Origin of the sequence: Methanomassiliicoccus luminyensis B10 (assembly GCF_000308215.1) — an archaeon.
Taxonomy (GTDB): Archaea; Thermoplasmatota; Thermoplasmata; order Methanomassiliicoccales; family Methanomassiliicoccaceae; genus Methanomassiliicoccus; species Methanomassiliicoccus luminyensis.
Genome location: NZ_CAJE01000003.1, coordinates 1 through 18,671 on the forward strand (window position 1 = coordinate 1; position 18,671 = coordinate 18,671).

Consider the following 18,671-nt stretch of genomic DNA (forward strand, 5'->3'; position numbering starts at 1 on the left):
ATCTATATTATTGCCACATAATAACGTAGTGATGTGTACTAACAACTGGATTGACCTGCAAAAACAGGTAATGGACTCTATTGAATGGAGACATGAGGTTCACATTAGAAATATTGCAAGCACATATGGTGCGTTTCAACAAAACGCGATTGAGCTAGTGAAGAAATTAATTTGGTTCGAAAAATCAGATGAGGCCATTTCGTTAATGGCCATTGGTAATGAAGATAAAATGTACGCCTTCTGGCACGACCTCAGGAGGCTAACATCGAACTATCTTTCGTCCATCTCGCCCCTAATAGAGCAAACAAGAGCGCTCGTTAAGGAGTTTACTTCCTGCGGCTATGCCATCCAAGACTATCAAAAGAATGTGGAAAAATTCAGAACCGATCCCATCCTTCAGTTTGTCCAAGACTTGAGAAATTATACTCAACACGTAGTAGGAATACCGCTAGGTTCTCAATTAAAATATGATATTGAGACTGGAAGTCATTGGTTTATTTGCCTTCCTCTGGAAGAGCTTAGAGGAGCATATAAATGGAATCCATTAGCCAAACAATATCTGGAATCCCAGCAAGATGATCCTCCTCTTGTTCAGCCGATATTATACTACACGCAGGAAACCGAAAAGTTATACCGATGGCTTTTTCCCAAAATTGATGAGACCCGGACAAAAGAGATTGAATATCTTAAAAAGATGAATAAAGAAATCCAAGATGGATTAAAAACCAACTCAGGATGATATAAACGTTGTTTCGACTCCTCGAAGGGTTCAATCTGGCAATAATAAAAGGCAGGCCATTCTAACCTGTTCCCACATTGTTTTTTAGCTAACATATGCCATATGAGATGTGAATAACAAGCTCATAGGCGGTTGAATCTAGTTACGTATTTTGGGTGGACAATTGCCAATCTGCTTTAGGGTATAGCCGTCTCGTTCAATATGTGATGTTAGTAATCTTTTAAAATAAGCACACCAGGCGCATCGATTATCTCTTCCTAGACCATTAATGTACAAAACAGACAACTCATTGGGCTCATCACTAATCAACTCACTCTTGGCGTCATTCACCAAGATAACGTGCGAATCTGTGTTATTTTTCAATAATCTTAACGTCTCCCACTTTACCAAATCTGTCATTTGAAATGTAAATCTGCACCTATATCCAGAATCAGGATCCCCTCCTTGATTTTTATAACGGACAACATAGACCTTGCTATTTGGGTCCCACATTCTCTGACCTGAGCCCATACGCTCGACGTGCGGTCCTCGCTCGGTCAGGCTCCTGCAACAAGAACAATAGAGGTCACCTTCATCAGATATTATGTCACAATTCCGGCAATAGCTTTTCAAGAACAGGGGCCTCCATATTTGGCTAGGAGATGACTAATAAATTGCATTGATGGAAGGTATCCTTTTCATTGTTATATCGATTTCCTACGTATAAAACGCTCAAATTGCACGGAAGTCCGTTGATGTAAGTTTTCAATTTACTGGATGGTCATTTTGAAGTCTAGATAGGCTCGAAATGAACTAGCCTGATGAAAGAGAAAGAAAAACCTCACCAATACTGGGAGGCAATAGGTTTGTCAGACTGGCTCTGCGTTCTATCGAAATAATTGAATTTCAATTCTCATCATCTGGCTCAGATGAAGAGTGGTCCCGGCTGAGCCCACTCATCACTCTATCCAGATAACTATTTTTGGTCCATCCAACCCCTTATTGTGTCTAAGCACAACCTCAAATCATTGCCCTCATGAACGACTTCGCCCATCGTGGAAGCGTACTCGTCGGTAGGATTGAACGCTATGGAGTGTTCGGACTCTAGGAACATGCATACATCATTACAGCTATCCCCAACTGCCACGGTCTCTTCCTTGGATATGTTGAATTCCTTCATCCAGTAATGAAGACACTTTTCCTTTCCCAGATAGCTCACTTTCCGAACGTAGTTTGGCACCAAGTATCCGTCCGGACTGATCTCAAACCAGTTGGCCCTCCAATCATGGAACTTGACCTTTTCCCCAATCCATCGGGCTAGGGGCTCTGCACCGGCAGAAATGATGACGCACTTGACTCCAAATGATGTAAGCGTTGATATGCACTCCTGGACCCCCGTCCTGAGGTGGGTATTGCGGATAATGGCGTCCTCAATCTCTCGGGCGGTCAAACCAGGGTGCGCGTTTATTATTTCTCTAAGGTTAGACGCCGCCCACTCATCCTGGTTGATATGCCCTTCCGTGTACAATTGATAGTAGGGTTTGGGGTCATGATCATAAATGCGGAAGAGCGTATCCCACGAACTGGCCTCCTGGGTAAGTGTGCCGTCCATATCAAATGCCACTAGCTTGATCACGGTCCCCCTCAAACGGATGGCCATACGTAACGGTTGGAGAAATAGATATCGAACTAGGGCGAGACAGCAGGGGTTGCGCAATTGACTTCAGATGATTGACATTGATACATCATTGGCTTTGTTGAAAGTAGAAAAAGGTTCATCGAGCTGGCCTTTATAGCCAGTTCGTCAAGGAACATGCGATTGTATGCTTCATCGACGTTGGTGAACGCAGGGCAGCTCGCGAGCGGCAGTATGCCGTGTACGGCCGCAAGGCCCATTTGCATGCCCTCATGCCATAAGGCGCACTATTGCTTGACGAGACACATAGCTCCATCGACCATTGGATGATATCTAGTCGATCCCCATCTTTGGCAGTCGGACGATACGATATTAGTTGCCTCGCCGTTTTCGATTCGATCAGGAAAGGAACATCATGGAACATTATGATGTCATCGTTGTCGGGGGAGGACCGGCCGGGTCATCGGTTGCCAGTCGGCTCAGGATCGATGGCCCCATCAAGAATGTCCTGCTGATCGAATGCAGGGAGAAGGACGACTTCGGTAGATACCATGAGATGTGCGGGGAGGGCGTTAGTTTAAAGTGCCTGACCGAGGCGCACGTCGATAGCTCCGAGCTCATCAAGAACTATATTAGTGGAGCTGTGGAGCGTTGGCCCGGCGGGATCACTTTAAGCGCTAACATGGACGGAGCGGTCATCGACAGGAGCAAGCTGATAGCCGCGCTCCGAGCACCATTCCTGGCAATGGGTGGAGAGGCAAGGACGGGGAGGGTCCATTCGGTCCGTCGTTCGGGCAAGGGATATATAGTGAGCTGCGGTGAAGAAGACATCCATTGCGACTATCTGGTGGGGGCTGATGGCGCCCACTCCGTCGTCCGTCGAGATCTTTTCGAGATCGAACCGCCGGTCTACATGAACGTTGTACAATATGTCGTCGATCGATCGATGGAGAACCGATTCTTTTTCTTCTTTGATGAGCGGTACAAGGGCAAGTACCGATGGGAATTCCCGTCCGGGAATCATACCAAAGTGGGATTTCCACTGGGGCCCGATCCACCTCCTTGTGAGGTATTGCAAAAACAGAACCGGACCATTCCCATCGGCCCGCTGGAACGGATTGTTAAGGGGCGAGCCTGCTTGGTATGGGACGCTGCTTCGCAAGCTAACCCAGTAACATTCGGAGGCATAATGAATGGATTGACCGCAGGAAGGATGGCCGCGGAGGCGATAATGAATGAGAACCTCGAGCTGTACCAAAACAACTGGCCCCAGTCGCCGCTGGCCGACCCCTGCTTCTATGAAACGTATCAGTTGATGAGGGCAATGCCGAATGATATGATGCGGGGATTGGTCGAACCATTCCGATATGGCCCCAACATGACGGCCATCATGAGAGAATTGATGAACAACCAGGGCTTCAGACCATTCTATCGGAGCCATGTCCGTAAGCTGGAACATGGGTGGTAACCCAATATCGATCATCGTTCAGTCCACAGCATCATACCGATGCCGGTGTGAAACATGTGGTCTTCCAATATGTAATAACGGATTTCAAACAGTCAGCCATCTCTGAATTGGATCGGTTTTTGTTGGAGGACCACACGGTCAGCTCGCGAGCGGTAAACCAAGCGCGAGTTGCCCACTGGCCGACCCAAAGTTCCTCTTGGTCGCATGAACGGGCACATCCAAGACCTCACCCGGATATTCCCCCCTCGTACTCCTGGGACCTGAATCTGTACAACATCATTGTACAAATGCATTATAGCCGGGTCGGCGCTCGGATTCACTCGGGATTCACTCAGAGAATGCCTTAGTGATCATGTTTGTGGGGGCGCGGTTGTGGAGGACACCAAACCGAGGAAGAGGTCGCGAGCCGTAAGCAAGGAGGAGCACAAGCGGATAAGGCGCTGGGCCGTAAAGCAATCCTTGATCAAACTGGACCCCCGGCACACCATAAGGAACCCTGTGATGTTCGTGGTGGAGATGGGCAGCGTCATAACCACGCTGCTCTTTTTCCAAGCCTTGTTCTGGACCGGGGAAGCTTCGCCTCTGTTCATCGGCCTGGTCTCGCTGTGGCTCTGGTTCACGGTGGTCTTCGCCAACTACTCCGAGGCCCTCGCCGAGGGCAGGGGCAAGGCGCAGGCCGACTCCCTTCGAAGCATGCGGACCGCCATCCCGGCCAAAAAATTGAGAGAAGGATATGCGGTCTCCCGGGGAGTTCAGCCCACCGATCCGGACATCACCTCCGTCCCCTCGACCCGCCTCCGCAAGAACGATCTGTTCTACGTCCAGGCCGGGGACTTCATCCCCGTCGACGGCGAGGTGGTGGAGGGCGCATCCTCGGTCGACGAGAGCGCCATCACCGGAGAGAGCGCGCCGGTGATCAGGGAATCGGGAGGGGACCGCAGCGCGGTCACCGGGGGCACCCGCATACTCTCCGACTGGCTGATCGTCAGGGCGGCCGCGGACCCGGGAGAAGGGTTCATGGACAAGATGATCTCCCTCATCGAAGGGGCCAAGAGGCAGAAGACCCCCAACGAGATCGCTCTGAACACCCTGCTCATCGGCCTTACCGCCATCTTCATCATCGTCTGTGCGACCCTTCTCCCATTCTCCATCTACGGCGTCCACGTGGCCGGACAGGGCAGCCCGGCCACCATTACGGTCCTCATCGCCCTGCTGGTCTGCCTTGCCCCCACCACCATCAGCGGGCTCCTCAGCGCCGTCGGCATTGCGGGGATGGACCGCCTCATCCAGAAGAACGTGCTCGCTTTCTCCGGGCAGGCCATCGAGGCGGCCGGGGACGTGGACGTGCTCCTCCTGGACAAGACCGGGACCATCACCTTCGGCAACCGGCAGGCAGTGGAGTTCATCGCCGGAGAGGGCCAGGACGTCCAGAGGATCGCGGAATATGCCCTTCTTTCCTCGCTCTCCGACGAGACCCCGGAAGGACGCAGCATCGTCGCCCTGGCCATAGAAAAATATGGCCTGGCGGAACGGAAGCAGGAGATAGAGAACGATCGCTCGGAGATGCAGTTCATGCCCTTCAGCGCCCACACCAGGATGAGCGGCGTGGACTATCGCGGCGATACCATCCGCAAGGGGGCGGCCAGCGCCATACTGGGGCGGGCCGAGAGCCCTCGCCAGGAACTCCCGGGGAAGCTGTCCAAGGAGATTGACCGCATCGCCCGTTCGGGAGGCACGCCCCTAGTGATCGCGGTGAACGACCACCCCGTGGGGGTGATCCACCTCAAGGACGTCATCAAGCCAGGGATGAAGGAGCGTTTCGCCCAGCTCCGCCGCATGGGCATACAGACGGTAATGATAACCGGCGACAACAAGTTGACCGCGGCGGCCATCGCGGCGGAGGCGGGAGTGGATGATTTCCTGGCCGAAGCGACGCCGGAGAACAAGCTGAAGCTCATCCGCAAGTACCAGGCCGATGGGCGGCTGGTGGCCATGACTGGGGACGGGACCAACGACGCTCCCGCGCTGGCCCAAGCGGACGTGGCGGTGGCCATGAACAGCGGGACGCAGCCTGCCCGGGAGGCCGCCAACATGGTCGACCTGGACAGTGACCCGACCAAGCTCATCGAAGTGGTGGAGACGGGGAAACAGCTCCTGATGACCCGGGGGGCGCTCACCACCTTCAGCATCACCAATGACGTCGCCAAGTATTTCGCCATCGTGCCGGCGGCGTTCGTGGGTATCTATCAGGCACTAGACAAGTTGAACTTCATGGGGCTGCACTCGGCCATTCTTTCCGCGGTCATATTCAATGCCATCATCATCATGCTGCTGATCCCGCTTGCCCTCCGGGGGGTCCGTACCGGTCCCTCACCGCGGCGGAGTCCCTGCGCAGAAACATGCTGGTCTATGGCCTGGGCGGCCTGATCGTGCCGTTCGTGGGGATAAAGCTCATCGACATGATGCTGGCCGCTGTGGGGCTGGGGGTGGGAGCATGAACGGAAATATGAACAGAAGAGGGCCGGCGACCAGGATCGCCGATTTCACCCGGTCCACGTTCAGAGCGCTGAGGGAGCAGGCCCGGCCGGCGGCGTTCCTCTTCCTCCTCCTAATGCTGATCACCGGGGTAGCCTACCCCCTGCTAGTAACGGGAGTGGCTCAGGTGGTCTTTCCCCACCAGGCCAATGGCTCCCAGATAGTGCAGGACGGCACGGTGGTGGGTTCCGAGCTCATCGGCCAACCCTTCAGTGACCCCCGGTACTTCTGGGGGCGGCCCTCGGCCACCCCCGGGTTCGAGTACAACGCGTCCCTATCCAGCGGGTCCAACTACGGCCCCGACAACACCAAGCTGACCGAGGTCGCGCAGGCGAGGATCGCCGCGCTGCATGCCGTGGACCCCAACAATACCTTGCCCATACCTTCGGACCTGGTCACTGCCTCGGCCAGCGGGCTGGACCCCCATATAAGCGTGGCCGGCGCGGAATACCAGCTGTCCAGGGTGGCCCGGGAGCGCAACATGAGCGAGGAGGTCATCCAAGCGCTAGTGGATCAGAACACCGAAGGCCGCCAGTTCGACCTGCTGGGAGAGAGGACGGTCAACGTCCTGAAATTAAATCTCGCCCTGGACGAGCTGCAGGCCCAGGGCGGCGAGGGCGAGAGCACCGGAGTGAAAGCGGTGCCTGCCACCGACGAGAGGGTGCTGGGAATGACCACTACGGACTGGCTCTTCCTGGCCATGCTGGCGGCCTTGCTGCTGATCGGCGGCCCTTTCGTGGGGAGGCTGATCGCCGCGGCCTATGACGGGAAGCCCGGCCGGATGTCCGAGGCCATATCCAGGATAGAGCCGCGCCTCTACCGGTGGTCCAAGATCGGGAATGAGGGGATGAGCTGGAGGATGTACGCGCTCTCCATGCTCCTGTTCAACCTCATCGGCTTCCTCTTCCTCATGGCCGTCATGCTCCTCCAGCCGTATCTGCCGTTCAATCCCGACGGCATGGGCCCGGTATCACTGGACACCGCGTTCAATACCGCGGTCAGCTTCGTCACCAACACCAACTGGCAGTCCTATACGGGGGAGACGACCATGAGCTATTTCACCCAGATGGTCGGCCTCACCGTTCAGAACTTCCTCTCCGCGGCCACTGGCCTGGCGGTCCTCATAGCCCTAGTGCGGGGCATAAGGCAGAGGACGGCCAAGGACCTGGGTAACTTCTGGAAGGACGTCACCCGGGCCACGCTGATACTGCTCCCCATCGCCTTCGTCCTGGCCCTCGTCCTGGTCTCCCAGGGCTGCGTGCAGACGCTGGACGGTTCGATCTCCGCCCAGCTGCTGGAGCCGGTGACCGACTCGGGAGGCAACGTGATAACGGTGCAGACCATACCGGTCGGACCGGTGGCCTCGCAGGAGGCCATCAAGCTGCTCGGCACCAATGGAGGGGGCTTCTTCAACACTAACTCGGCCCATCCGTTCGAGAACCCTACGCCATTGTCCAACCTGCTGGAGATCTTCGCCCTCATGCTCATCCCCATAGGTGTGGTCTTCGCCTTCGGGGAGATGGTCAAGGACCGCCGGCAGGGAATGGTCCTTCTGATAGCGATGATCGTGATCTTCGCCGCGTTCCTGGGCCTGGCGATATGGGCGGAGGGAGGGGGCAACCCTGCGCTGGATGGCCTAGGGGTATCGCAGATCGCCAATGGTCTCCAGCCCGGGGGCAACATGGAAGGCAAGGAGGTGAGGTTCGGGGTGGTGCCCTCGTGCACCTTCGCCGTGGCTACCACCTCCACTTCCACCGGGGCAGTGAACTCCATGCACGACTCCTATACGGCGCTGGGAGGCATGGCCCCCTTGCTCCTGATGCAGTTCGGCGAAGTGGTCTTCGGAGGGGTCGGCTCCGGCCTCGCTGGGATGCTGGTGTTCGTGCTCATCGCGGTGTTCATAGCCGGCCTGATGATCGGCCGGATGCCCGATTACCTGGGAAAGAAGATCGGACCCCATGAGATGAAGCTGTGCACCATCATCGTACTGATCCCGATCACCATAGTCCTGGTGGGAACGGCGCTCGCGGTCATGCTGCCCGAGGGAAGGGCGGGGCCTCTCAATCCCGGACCGCATGGGTTCACGGAGATACTGTACGCCCTCACCTCGGCCGCCAACAACAACGGGAGCGCCTTCGCCGGCCTCACCGCCGGCACTCCATTTTACAACTGCATCCTGGCCATCGCCATGCTCCTGGGCCGGTTCCCGGTCCTGGTCCTGATCCTGGCCCTGGCCGGGGCACTGAGCGAGAAGAACATCGTGCCGCCGAACCCCGGCTCGCTGCCCACACACACCCCATTGTTCATAGCCTGGTTGATCGGCGTGGTAGTGATCCTCGGGGCGCTAAGTTATTTCCTCGCCTTGGCATTAGGGCCCATCGTAGAGTTCTTGATGATGGGAGGGGGGTGAACCGATGGCGGAGGATCGGCGGCCGAACCCGGACGAGCTGCTCCAGCAAGTGGTCAAGGAGGAAGAGAAGCGTTCGCGCGGCAAGCTAAAGGTCTTCCTTGGCTACTCCGCCGGCGTGGGGAAGACCTACGCCATGCTGGAGGACGCCCACCGCCGCCAGGACCGGGGGACAGACGTGGCCGTCGCCCTTCTGGAATCGCACGGCCGCAAGGAGACCGAAGCCTTGCTGGCAGGCCTGGAGGTCGTGCCGCCCCGGGGAGCCGAGCACCGTGGCCTCCAGCTCAAGGAACCAGACATCGATGCGGTGATAGCGAGGCGGCCCGAGCTGGCCCTGGTGGACGAGTTCGCGCACACCAACGCCCCCGGCTCGCGGCACCTCAAGCGGTACCAGGACGTGCAGGAGCTGCTCGAAGCGGGCATTGACGTGTACACGACCCTCAACATCCAGCATCTCGACAGCATGAACGACGCGGTCGCCCAGATCACTGGGGTGAAGGTCCACGAGACCATTCCCGACTCGGTGCTGGACGGGGCCAATGAGATCAAGATCGTGGACATCCCCCCCAACGAGCTGATGCAGAGGTTCTGGGAGGGCAAGGTGTACATCCCCTCTCAGGCGGCTATCGCGGTGGAGAACTTCTTCACCGAGGGCAATCTCATCGCGCTCCGGGAGATGACCTTTCGCCGGGCCGCCGACCACGTCGACGAACAGATGCTCGAGTACATGAAGATGCGCTCCATCCCTGGCCCCTGGCCGGCGAGCGAGACCTTGCTGGTGTGCATTGGTAACAGCCGGGCGCTGAATGAGCGGCTGGTGCGGACGGCCCGCCGGCTGGCCGATGAGCTCCGGGCGGAATGGTACGCGATCTATGTGGAGACCCCCGCCCACAGCCGCTTCTCCCGGAAGGACCGCATGGAGGCCATGCGCGGGCTGGAGATCGCCGCTGAGATGGGAGCGAAGACGGCCACTAGCTTCGGCGTTTCCATTGCCGAGGAGGTCGTCCGCTTCGCCCGGAAGAACAATGTCATCAGGATCATCGTGGGACGCCCGCCTCGGCCGCGGTGGCAGGAGCTGATCCTCGGATCGGTGGCTAATCAGATCGTCAGCCTGAGCGGGCCGATAGATGTCTTGGTCATTACCGGAGAGGGGGAGAAGGAGCGCAAGGGCGGCGAACGCGAGGCCCGGCCGAAGCAGCCGTCCGTCAAGAACCGCTACTTTTACTGCACGTGGCTAGTAATGATCGTAACCATAATCGCCTACTTCCTCAAGCCATACTTGTCCCCCACGAACCTAGTCATGTTCTACCTGATCGGAGTGGTTGTGGCGGCGGTCACCTGGGGCCTGTGGAAGGCGGTCTTCACCGCGACACTGAGCGTCCTGATGTTCGACTTTTTCTTCGTGGCTCCCCACTTCAGCTTGCGGATCATCGACACCGAATACCTGGTCACCTTCGCCGCCTTCCTGTTCGTGGGGGTGGTGATCAGCCTGCTGGTGGTCCGATCGAGGGACAACGCCGCAGCGGCGCAGAGGAGAGAGGAGTACACTTCCGCGCTGTACGCGCTGAGCATCGATCTGGCCAGCGCCAATGATATCGAACGCGCGCTGGAGACGGTCAGCGGGCACGTGAAGAGGTCCTGCAACTGCCTCTCCGCTTATCTGCTGCCTTATGGAAGCTGCCTTGGAGTGGTCTTCTCCGATAGCGGCCTGGACCTGGACGAGAAGGAGATGACCGCCGCCGATTGGACCTACCGGAACGGCCAAGCCTCAGGGAAGGACACTGACACCCTCTCCTCCGCTGTTCTCAAGTTCTATCCCCTGCGTACCCCCAGTGGGGTGGTGGGAGTGATGGGTATCAAGCCCGAGGAGCGGGATGGGATAATCAGGCTGGAGCAGGAGCGGCTGATCGAGGCGTTCACCAGCCAGACCGCTCTGGCCATCGAAAGGATACATTTCTGGAACCAGCTGTCCCGATCAGGCAAACAAGCCGAGGGACATGAAGCGACCGGATCGCAAGCTCAGAAATGAGCAGCGCCTTGTTCTGTGGAACGTCCCGGAGGACAGGAGCGTCAGTAGCCTTCATCTTTCGCTGCTTTTTTCCTGGGTTCGCCATCATCCTTCGCCGCAAGCAATTTCCTGCCCGGGTTTGCGATAGCTCTGGCTATCTCTTCCATAGCTGCACAAAAAGTGACGTCGTCGACGGCGGATGAATCGAGATCGATCTCCCGCAGCCTCTCCCTGATCGCGCCCCAGAATGACGAGTCCTCTTGCTCTGGAGCTCGCTCTTTCGCTATCGTCACGCTGAGCTCAGGGTCCAATAGCTCACCCATCTGGCTGGCGGCCACCTTATAAAAGACCTGGGGCCTTTGCCTTTCCTCGCCGTGCCGGGTGACCGGGCGTTCTTCGTGCCGCTCCACGAAGCCGGCCTCGATCAGGCCGTCGAGTATCACTGACAGTTGATGAACGTACATCCTCTTCTCGGGAGGGGCCGGGCGATGGGCCATCGGCTTTCCCGGTATGACCGTCTCCGCCACGATCCTCAACCGCCGGTTGGTCGATTCCCTCTGGACCACGAAGTGCTCCTTGAGCACGCTATGCCGGACCTTCTCCCCCTCGAACCAGGCCAGAAAATCGAGCACCGCCGCATAATGGTCCTTGGACTGCTGAGTATAGCGGCTGCGGTAGTGCTCACTGGCCTTGTACCGTCTTAACAGTGCTTGACGCCATCCCTCCACCCGGGATGGGCTGCAGCGCTGCATACTGAGCAGTACGCCCTAATTGAATTTGTATTTTCTCTTTCACCGGTTTAGAGTTCGGGGAACTACTCTACCTTGTCGTATGAGCGGCGGCATCCATTAGGCTGCTTTTCACCAGCGGTCCTATGCCTGACATTCGTCGAGTGCAAGTTGTCCGCCGGTCGGTCGGAGGTCCCCTCACTTGAAACGGTCCCGACTTCTAGCATCACTTGAATCATTAGCGGACCGAACGCCGGCTGAGTGTAGAGCTGTTGATGCCGTGGCAGGAGACGGCCGGGATAAGTGGCTCGGTGCTCACTATGCCTCTGGAGTCCAGCATCCCGGTTCTGCATTTGGGCGGTCAAGGATGAGCGGCTCAAGGATGTCCAATATCGGCAGGCGCTTCATTTCACCATGGGTATTATTTCCCTGGGGATTGGCAATCAGGGAAAGGTCCGCTACGTCTGGAAAAAAAAGATAGTGACCTTTACTCGGCCAAGAAAAAGGTCGCTTTCGATCCCCTTCCCCCCCCACAACGCACGTCGAACCTTGCATCAGAAAAGATCGTGATCTTCGCGCTCTAGGTCGTCACCTGGGCCCTGGAGCCGTTTATGAGTATGGTGTGCTCGGTCTGGGAGACCATCCCGCCCTTCACTTCGGTTAGGATCGGATAGGCATGGATCGCTCCATACCTGACCAGGGTCCTAAGGTGTGCGGAAGCTTTGGGATCGAGGGCCGTGCACCACCTCTCACAGAAAGCCAGGCTTCCGAACTCGTCCTTGATCATGTCGAAAAGGCGGTTCGCACCGGCGTCCTTGATCTCACGGTCCCTTTGAAATATGTAAATGTTTCCCGGCTTCGAATTGCCGACCTCCCCCGCTCCATCGGTTGCGAACGGCTCGATGGCCAGCAGCATGTCGTTGTGAACCTTCGTGATGTTGCCGTCATCATAGTTCGAGATCGACAGGCCCGAGTGCAGATTGTGCCGTTTGATCTCATGACCGGCAAGGTTGCGGATCGGCACGAAACCATTGCTTTTTATACCTGTCTCGATCGTGCCTCCGATGGCGCTGATAGGTACTCCTTCACTGATCATATCGATCACCATCGAGAGTGCTTTAGACGGGGCATCGATCAAGCTGGACCAGTTCCTCGTACCTACCTCGACCGTTACCGCGGTGTCGCCCATGTAGCCGTTCACATGCGCTCCGACATCCAGCTTCACCACGTCCCCTCGACGGAAGGTGGAAGCATCATTCGAGGCCGGAGTATAGTGGGCAGCGATCTGGTTGATGCTGATATTGACGGGAAATGCAGGCTTCGCCCCTCTCTTCTCGATGAGAGCTTCCACTTCCTCGGCCACGCTCAGCAGGCTTACGCCTTCCCCGATCATGCCCGCCCCGAGCTGACGAGCCTCCCTCGTCACTGCTCCGGCTTTGATTATGCTATCTAAGGCGTCCTGATCCATCTAAGGTCCCTCGTGCCTTGCCTCTGTTGCATATGGACAACTCATGATGATCTATCGTCCTTGAGAACTATCTTCGTTCATTGTGAAATGAGAATGGAGATAAAGTTTTTTTCCTGCGTAGAAATATATTTGTGCTGCAAGAGAAAAATAAAAGGATCTGTGAACTGGCCTCATATTGTGTTCATATAACTCTGAATGCCGAGTATAGTCACCTGGTTCAGTATGTGGGCGATACTCGGGAACGTTCACAAACTATTAATGCCGGAGCCTGGCTAAAAAACAGCATGAGGAAGGTCACCGTTCTCTCCTTCGTCACGATGGATGGCGTCATTCAGGCGCCTGGCGGACCGGAAGAGGATGTCACCGGCGGTTTCAAGTATGGCGGCTGGACGGCTCCCTATTTCGATGAGTTCATGAACAAGATAATGGCCGAGCAGATGGGAAGGCCATTCGACCTCCTTCTGGGCAGGAAAACGTACGATATCTTTGCTTCCTATTGGCCGTATCACCAGGAGGAAGACATGGGGTTCAACCAGGCGACCAAGTACGTCGCCTCAAAGCATCCCTTGCAGCTCACATGGGAGCGGTCGGTTCAACTGCATGACGATGTAGTGAAGGCGATAACGGACCTCAAGGCGCAGAAGGGTCCCGAGCTTCAGGTACATGGCAGCAGCGATCTGATCCAGACCCTCCTAAAGCACAATCTGATCGATGAGCTTTGGCTAAAAATATTTCCACTGACGCTCGGCCCGGGAAAGCGCTTGTTTGCCGAAGGCACTGTTCCAGCGGCGTTCAGGCTGATCGACAGTAAAGTCTCACCGAAAGGGGTCATCGTAGCCAGCTACCAGCGCGCCGGAGAAGTCGAGACAGGGTCCTTCTGAGAACAAGATGACCGAGTTCCCAGGGGATGGGGCTACAGCATGATGGCTGGCCGAACCCGTTCAAACTCGTTTCAAGGCAGCTTGCAGACGTCCTCCCTCGATCCAGGATAGGCCACGTGGGGCCTGCGGACGATGAACGAGCTGTCGAGGTCCTCGCACATGGACCGCGCCAGGTCCGCGGGGATGCCGATGCTCATCAGACCCTCCGGGAACCAGTTGTTGCCGGTGGGGTCCATGGGGCCCAGGTAGGCGGAGCCCCGGGGCGCCTTCTCGGCCATCCCCGCAGGATAGGTGATCCATGAGGCGCAGGTCGGCCCCCATGCGGCCAGGACCGGGTTGAACGGGTCGGTGCTCCCGAAGTGCACCAGGGAGGACATGTTGCGGATCTGCTCACTGTTCCCGAAGCACAGGAAGGACCTGACCCCCGGGTCGCTGTCCAGGTCCGCGCACGGCCGCACTACGATGTACGTTCCCGGGGGAGCGATCTCCCCCACGCCCTCCTTCGATCTCCTGACGATTTCAGGACTGGCCTTGAGGTACTCGGCCTCCCCGTTCCTGAATGTCGGGGAGCCGGTGGAAACGAAGAACTCCAGCTGCGGCCCGATGCGCCCGTACCCGGTCCATCCGATGCCGCCGGGGCAGCACCCCGCCACCGCCCCCTTGCCGAAATAGAGGGGCGGCATGTCACCGCACTGCGAGGCCTTGAAGATGGCCTTGACCAGGCATTTATCGACGGAGGTTATGAGCACCCCGCCCTCCGGGACCGTTTCAGAACCGTATATGCACAGTGGGCGGGACTTCAATCTGCCCGCCTCGGTGAGCTTTTCACCGATATCCTTGATCGACATGTTGGCCATATTGTATCATCTCGGTGTATTTTCGCCCTGTTCATTCGCGAGCGGTCTTTCGGGATGGGATAGGGATTAAAGGTCATATCTCACTTGTTCAAGGACATCGATGCGGGGTACCCCGTTCATAATGTGGGGTCGGGGCAAAACGCCGCTGCCGGCTGTGAAGCAGATAGGGCTGAACGTCACACATATTATCCGGCGCCCGGCGGGCTGAAGGGCGACGACCTTGATGCAATGAAGCGCTGGCCCTGCTTGCGCTGCGGGTCTAGGACGGGCCGACATGAGGCCCTATGTGCCCAACATGATCATCACATGGATGTCGGATACCCAGCCCCCCGTGCGCTCACATATTTTGCGTGCTCGATGAGAAAGGGAGCACGAACATGCGGGACGGACTTTAGATCTCAATCGTGTAGCCCTGACAGGTTCTCCATGTAGAAGCTGCAGTCCAGGACCGTCACCGAGGACGGGTCGATGCATCTGCCCATATATTCAAAATATTTCAGGTCGATGTCGTTCTTGCTCTCCCCCGCTATATTGTTGGCCGCCTCCACGTCTTTTGCCACTATGAGCATGTACACATACGTGGAGTCGCCTTCCTTGGCCTGGAAATACGATTCCAAGTACACCTTTTCGTTCTTCAAGGTCTCCATGCCCGCTTCCCCATTGTCCCTCAAGAAGCTCAACCACTCATTGGCTACATCTTCCATCCCCCTGATGATCCCCGCCTTGTACATTTTGATATCAAGTTCCTTAATCTCCCACACGCTCCCTTGAGGTCCGATCGCAGATCAAGTATCATTTAGCCCGTTTAATCACCTAGCACCAACGGCCCTGCCGCCTCAGGGTCGCCGGTCAGCTTCGAAGCCCTCGGCCCGCACATCCCGGACGAGCTCTCCAAGGCTTATGCCTGGAAGGGGGGCGAGCATTTGCTGGATGCGATGCCCTCAAGAACGTGCAGGCATGGATCGAAATCGATGGTTCGACCGATCCTCGGTGGCGCGGGATCAGGCTACCAACCTATATGTCCGTCCACGCCGTTGTTCGTCCTCATGGAACCGTTCCGCAGGATACTCATCCCCACCGACGGGAGCGACAACGCAAAGGTCGCTGTGGCCAAAGGTTTGGAGCTGGCTAAGATGACAGGCGCGGAGGTCACCGCTATAAGCGTGATGGACGCGGTCGGCCTGGCCTACGCCGCGCAGAGCACCACCATGTCGCCGATATACCAGCTTCTGAAGGATGGTGCGGACTCCGCGGTCGGTCAGGTCCGCAAGGAGGGCGAGAAGCTGGGCGTCCCGGTCAGGACCGTCGTAAAGGAAGGGAACCCTGCGGACGAGATAGCCAAGGCGTCCGGTAACTACGATCTGATCGTCATGGGGACCCTGGGCCGCACCGGGCTCGCCCACCTCCTCCTGGGCAGCGTGGCGGAGAAGGTCGTCCGGTTCGCCTCCTGCCCGGTGATGGTGGTGAGGGTCCCGAAGAAGACTGGAAGCGAGTGAGGCCGGGCGCGTCTCCCCGTGACCGGAGGCGCCCCCACGGCACTTTCTTTTCATTTCTGGCCCGATCGCCGGGAGGGACATCCGAGGGAGCGACGGGCCCGCCGAGCGTCCTATTTAAATAGTATTTATATGATTGAGTATTTAATCGACTATTGGAGGTTTTTCCATTTCCACATACAAGATCGAGAATGTAGTTGCCTCCGCTTCGTTGGGCATCGAGCTCGACCTGCAAGCGTTAGCGTTGGTATTGGAGGGCTCTGAGTACGAGCCGGAACAGTTCCCTGGCCTCATCTACCGTGTGAAGGACCCGAAGGCGGCGCTCCTCCTGTTCAGGAGCGGCAAGATCGTGTGCACCGGGGCCAAGAGCTCGGCCCAGGTACACTCCGCCATCAAGAAGGTGATCGAGAGGATCAGGGAAGCGGGCATCGCCGTGACCAAGGAGCCGGATGTAGTCGTCCAGAACATCGTAGCGTCCTCGGACCTTGGCCAAGAGGTGAACCTCAACGCCATCGCCATCTCCTTCGGCCTGGAGAGGGTGGAGTACGAGCCGGAACAGTTCCCTGGCCTGGTGTACCGCATGTTCGACCCCAAGATCGTCCTGCTGATCTTCGGCTCCGGCAGACTGGTCGCCACCGGTGGCAAGACCCCCATCGACATCGAGAGGGCGGTCAACAAGGTCACCGAAGAGCTGCGCGCCGCCGGCCAGCTCCGGTAAATCCGTTCCGGGGCGAGGTGCCGGCTTCAGGCGCCCGCCCCAGACCTTTCTTGCCCCGTGACCTCTGGGCATGGACCGGCCCGTCAATGTACTGTCCTGCGTCCCTCCCCTCTCCGAGAGCGCGGAGATAAGGGAACGGACGTCCTTGGGACGCCTCGGGAAGAGACCTCTGCCTCTGGAATACTTGTATCCGCCTACGAAAAGCGGCGTCCATATCTTATAATGTGTTCACTATTCCAACGCCTCAGCTATGACACATAGCTTTATCTATATATTCTGCATTTGAAGATATGCCTCAAATGAGACATCTTCCTAAGTTGTTCCGGCATGGGCCGGACTGTCTGGATTTGGTAGGACTGAATAATTAAATGATAATAATAGACATACTGCTCGTCATCTTCTTCGTGTTGATGAACGCGTTCTTTGTGACCGCGGAATTCGCGCTAGTGAAGGTGCGAAAATCACAGATAGACATTCTCGCGGCTGGTGGACGTCGGGGAGCGAAATATGCCCAGATCGCGGTGAAGGACCTCAACCTGTACCTGTCGGCCTGTCAGCTGGGCATAACCCTGGCCTCCCTGGCGCTGGGCTGGATCGGCGAGCCTGCGGTGTCCGCCATCATCGGCCCGGTCCTGAGCTGGATAGGGCTGGGCTCTGCGACCATACACACGATTTCCATCGTGGTAGGGTTCCTGGCCATTACCATGCTGCACATCGTGATAGGCGAGCTGGTCCCCAAGTCCCTGGCCATCCTGAACGCGGAGAAGTTCGCCACCGCCACCGCCATGCCATTGGTGTACTTCTACCGGCTCACTTACCCCATCATGTGGTTGTTCAACACCGCCACCAACGGGCTGCTGAAGCTGATGGGCTACTCCGCGGTGTCCGACGGGCACGAGAACGCGCACTCCGACGAGGAGCTCCAGATGCTGGTCGAGGATAGCTACAAGCACGGCCTTATCGACAAGACCGAGTACACCTACGTGGACAACATCTTCGAGGCCACCGACAAGGTCGTCAGGGACGTCATGATGCCCCGCCCGGACATGGTGTGCCTGTTCAAGGGCGACGGCGCCGACAAGATGATCGAAACGGCCATACGGGAGAAGTACACCCGGTACCCGGTGTGCGAGGGCAGCCGGGACAACGTGGTGGGGTTCATTAACATCAGGGACGTGTACGAGAAGAGGATCCAGGGCAACCCCTTCACCGTGGAAGGCCTCATCCGCCCCATAATCATCGTTCCGGACAGCATGCCCATCAATGACCTGCTGAAGAAGTTCCAGAAGGAAAAGGAGAACATCGCCGTCGTGATCGACGAGTACGGCGGCACCGCCGGCCTGGTCACCATGGAGGACATCCTCGAGGAGATCGTGGGCAGCCTGTGCGACGAGTACGACGAGGAGGAGAAGGAGATCGAGCCGCTCGACGACCACACCTTCCTGGTCAAGGGCCTGGTCGACCTGGACAAGGTATGCGACATCACGGGCGTATGCCTTCCCTCGGACGAGTACGATACCCTCAACGGGTTCCTCATCGCCAAGCTGGGCCGGATACCCACCGTGAAGGAACGCCCCGTCATCCAGCACGAGGGCGTGGAGTTCGCCATCGAGAAGATGGCCAAGAACCGCATCCTGTCGGTCCGGATCACCAAGCTCCCGCCCGCCCTGGAGACGGCCGGAGAGACCGCCAGCGGCGCATGAGCCGGACCACGCGATCCCCCTGGCAAAGCGCAGGCCCTTCAGCTAACGCTG

At 57.4% G+C, this 18,671-nt stretch carries 13 protein-coding genes and 1 pseudogene; 9 read left to right on the top strand and 5 right to left on the bottom strand.

The window, feature by feature from the left end:
• A partial coding sequence (locus WYS_RS00215) for a hypothetical protein (protein ID WP_236993944.1) occupies positions 1-739 on the top strand: 739 nt, incomplete at its 5' end.
• A gap of 955 nt (positions 740-1,694) precedes the next feature.
• On the opposite strand, the gene WYS_RS00220 is transcribed toward WYS_RS00215, so the two are convergent.
• Positions 1,695-2,354, bottom strand: a complete 660-nt coding sequence (locus tag WYS_RS00220; RefSeq protein WP_162137663.1) for an HAD family hydrolase — start codon at positions 2,352-2,354, stop codon at positions 1,695-1,697.
• A 415-nt stretch (positions 2,355-2,769) separates the two neighbouring features.
• On the opposite strand from WYS_RS00220, the gene WYS_RS00225 reads away from it, so the two are divergent.
• The 4 genes and pseudogenes from WYS_RS00225 to WYS_RS00240 all read left to right on the top strand — a co-directional run bounded on the left by WYS_RS00225 (position 2,770) and on the right by WYS_RS00240 (position 10,793).
• A complete protein-coding gene (locus tag WYS_RS00225) occupies positions 2,770-3,822 on the top strand; it encodes an NAD(P)/FAD-dependent oxidoreductase (protein WP_019176144.1) in 1,053 nt (350 codons plus the stop codon).
• A gap of 432 nt (positions 3,823-4,254) precedes the next feature.
• A pseudogene (gene kdpB, locus WYS_RS00230) lies at positions 4,255-6,320 on the top strand (potassium-transporting ATPase subunit KdpB).
• The gene (gene kdpA / locus WYS_RS00235) at positions 6,317-8,767 is read left to right on the top strand and encodes a potassium-transporting ATPase subunit KdpA (protein WP_019176146.1); all 2,451 of its coding nucleotides are present in this window, start codon (positions 6,317-6,319) and stop codon (positions 8,765-8,767) included. The pseudogene kdpB and the gene kdpA overlap by 4 nt, the downstream one beginning before the upstream one ends.
• A 4-nt stretch (positions 8,768-8,771) precedes the next feature.
• Complete coding sequence (locus WYS_RS00240; RefSeq protein ID WP_019176147.1) at positions 8,772-10,793, top strand: DUF4118 domain-containing protein; 2,022 nt, start codon at positions 8,772-8,774, stop codon at positions 10,791-10,793.
• A gap of 41 nt (positions 10,794-10,834) precedes the next feature.
• Here WYS_RS00240 and WYS_RS00245 read toward each other — a convergent pair whose 3' ends face one another.
• A complete protein-coding gene (locus tag WYS_RS00245) occupies positions 10,835-11,524 on the bottom strand; it encodes a hypothetical protein (RefSeq protein ID WP_019176148.1) in 690 nt (229 codons plus the stop codon).
• A gap of 556 nt (positions 11,525-12,080) precedes the next feature.
• Complete coding sequence (gene map / locus WYS_RS00250) at positions 12,081-12,968, bottom strand: type II methionyl aminopeptidase (RefSeq protein WP_019176149.1); 888 nt, start codon at positions 12,966-12,968, stop codon at positions 12,081-12,083.
• A gap of 284 nt (positions 12,969-13,252) precedes the next feature.
• On the opposite strand from map, the gene WYS_RS00255 reads away from it, so the two are divergent.
• A complete protein-coding gene (locus WYS_RS00255; protein WP_019176150.1) occupies positions 13,253-13,849 on the top strand; it encodes a dihydrofolate reductase family protein in 597 nt (198 codons plus the stop codon).
• Positions 13,850-13,920: 71 nt separating this feature from the next.
• Here WYS_RS00255 and WYS_RS00260 read toward each other — a convergent pair whose 3' ends face one another.
• Both WYS_RS00260 and WYS_RS00265 read right to left on the bottom strand, forming a co-directional pair.
• Positions 13,921-14,697 (bottom strand): DUF169 domain-containing protein, encoded by a 777-nt coding sequence (locus WYS_RS00260; RefSeq protein ID WP_201798879.1) that lies wholly within the window; start codon positions 14,695-14,697, stop codon positions 13,921-13,923.
• Between the two features lie 407 nt (positions 14,698-15,104).
• Positions 15,105-15,467: a DUF6176 family protein gene (locus WYS_RS00265; RefSeq protein WP_201798880.1), complete on the bottom strand. Its 363-nt coding sequence runs from the start codon at positions 15,465-15,467 to the stop codon at positions 15,105-15,107.
• Positions 15,468-15,752: 285 nt separating this feature from the next.
• Here WYS_RS00265 and WYS_RS00270 point away from each other — a divergent pair, with 285 nt between their 5' ends.
• From WYS_RS00270 to WYS_RS00280, 3 genes are all read left to right on the top strand, one after another.
• The gene (locus tag WYS_RS00270) at positions 15,753-16,202 is read left to right on the top strand and encodes a universal stress protein (protein WP_147654538.1); all 450 of its coding nucleotides are present in this window, start codon (positions 15,753-15,755) and stop codon (positions 16,200-16,202) included.
• Positions 16,203-16,368: 166 nt separating this feature from the next.
• Positions 16,369-16,917, top strand: a complete 549-nt coding sequence (locus WYS_RS00275) for a TATA-box-binding protein (RefSeq protein ID WP_049796192.1) — start codon at positions 16,369-16,371, stop codon at positions 16,915-16,917.
• 368 nt (positions 16,918-17,285) lie between these two features.
• Positions 17,286-18,620, top strand: coding sequence for a hemolysin family protein (locus WYS_RS00280; RefSeq protein ID WP_019176155.1), 1,335 nt, complete (start codon positions 17,286-17,288; stop codon positions 18,618-18,620).
• Positions 18,621-18,671: the final 51 nt, after the last annotated feature.

Bases quoted from the DNA above. Each gene is read 5' to 3' on its own strand.
- kdpA (WP_019176146.1), top strand. From the start codon at position 6,317: ATGAACGGAAATATGAACAGAAGAGGGCCGGCGACCAGGATCGCCGAT.
- WYS_RS00260 (WP_201798879.1), bottom strand. From the start codon at position 14,697: ATGTCGATCAAGGATATCGGTGAAAAGCTCACCGAGGCGGGCAGATTG.
- map (WP_019176149.1), bottom strand. From the start codon at position 12,968: ATGGATCAGGACGCCTTAGATAGCATAATCAAAGCCGGAGCAGTGACG.
- WYS_RS00245 (WP_019176148.1), bottom strand. From the start codon at position 11,524: ATGCAGCGCTGCAGCCCATCCCGGGTGGAGGGATGGCGTCAAGCACTG.
- WYS_RS00255 (WP_019176150.1), top strand. From the start codon at position 13,253: ATGAGGAAGGTCACCGTTCTCTCCTTCGTCACGATGGATGGCGTCATT.
- WYS_RS00270 (WP_147654538.1), top strand. From the start codon at position 15,753: ATGGAACCGTTCCGCAGGATACTCATCCCCACCGACGGGAGCGACAAC.
- WYS_RS00240 (WP_019176147.1), top strand. From the start codon at position 8,772: ATGGCGGAGGATCGGCGGCCGAACCCGGACGAGCTGCTCCAGCAAGTG.
- WYS_RS00225 (WP_019176144.1), top strand. From the start codon at position 2,770: ATGGAACATTATGATGTCATCGTTGTCGGGGGAGGACCGGCCGGGTCA.
- WYS_RS00280 (WP_019176155.1), top strand. From the start codon at position 17,286: ATGATAATAATAGACATACTGCTCGTCATCTTCTTCGTGTTGATGAAC.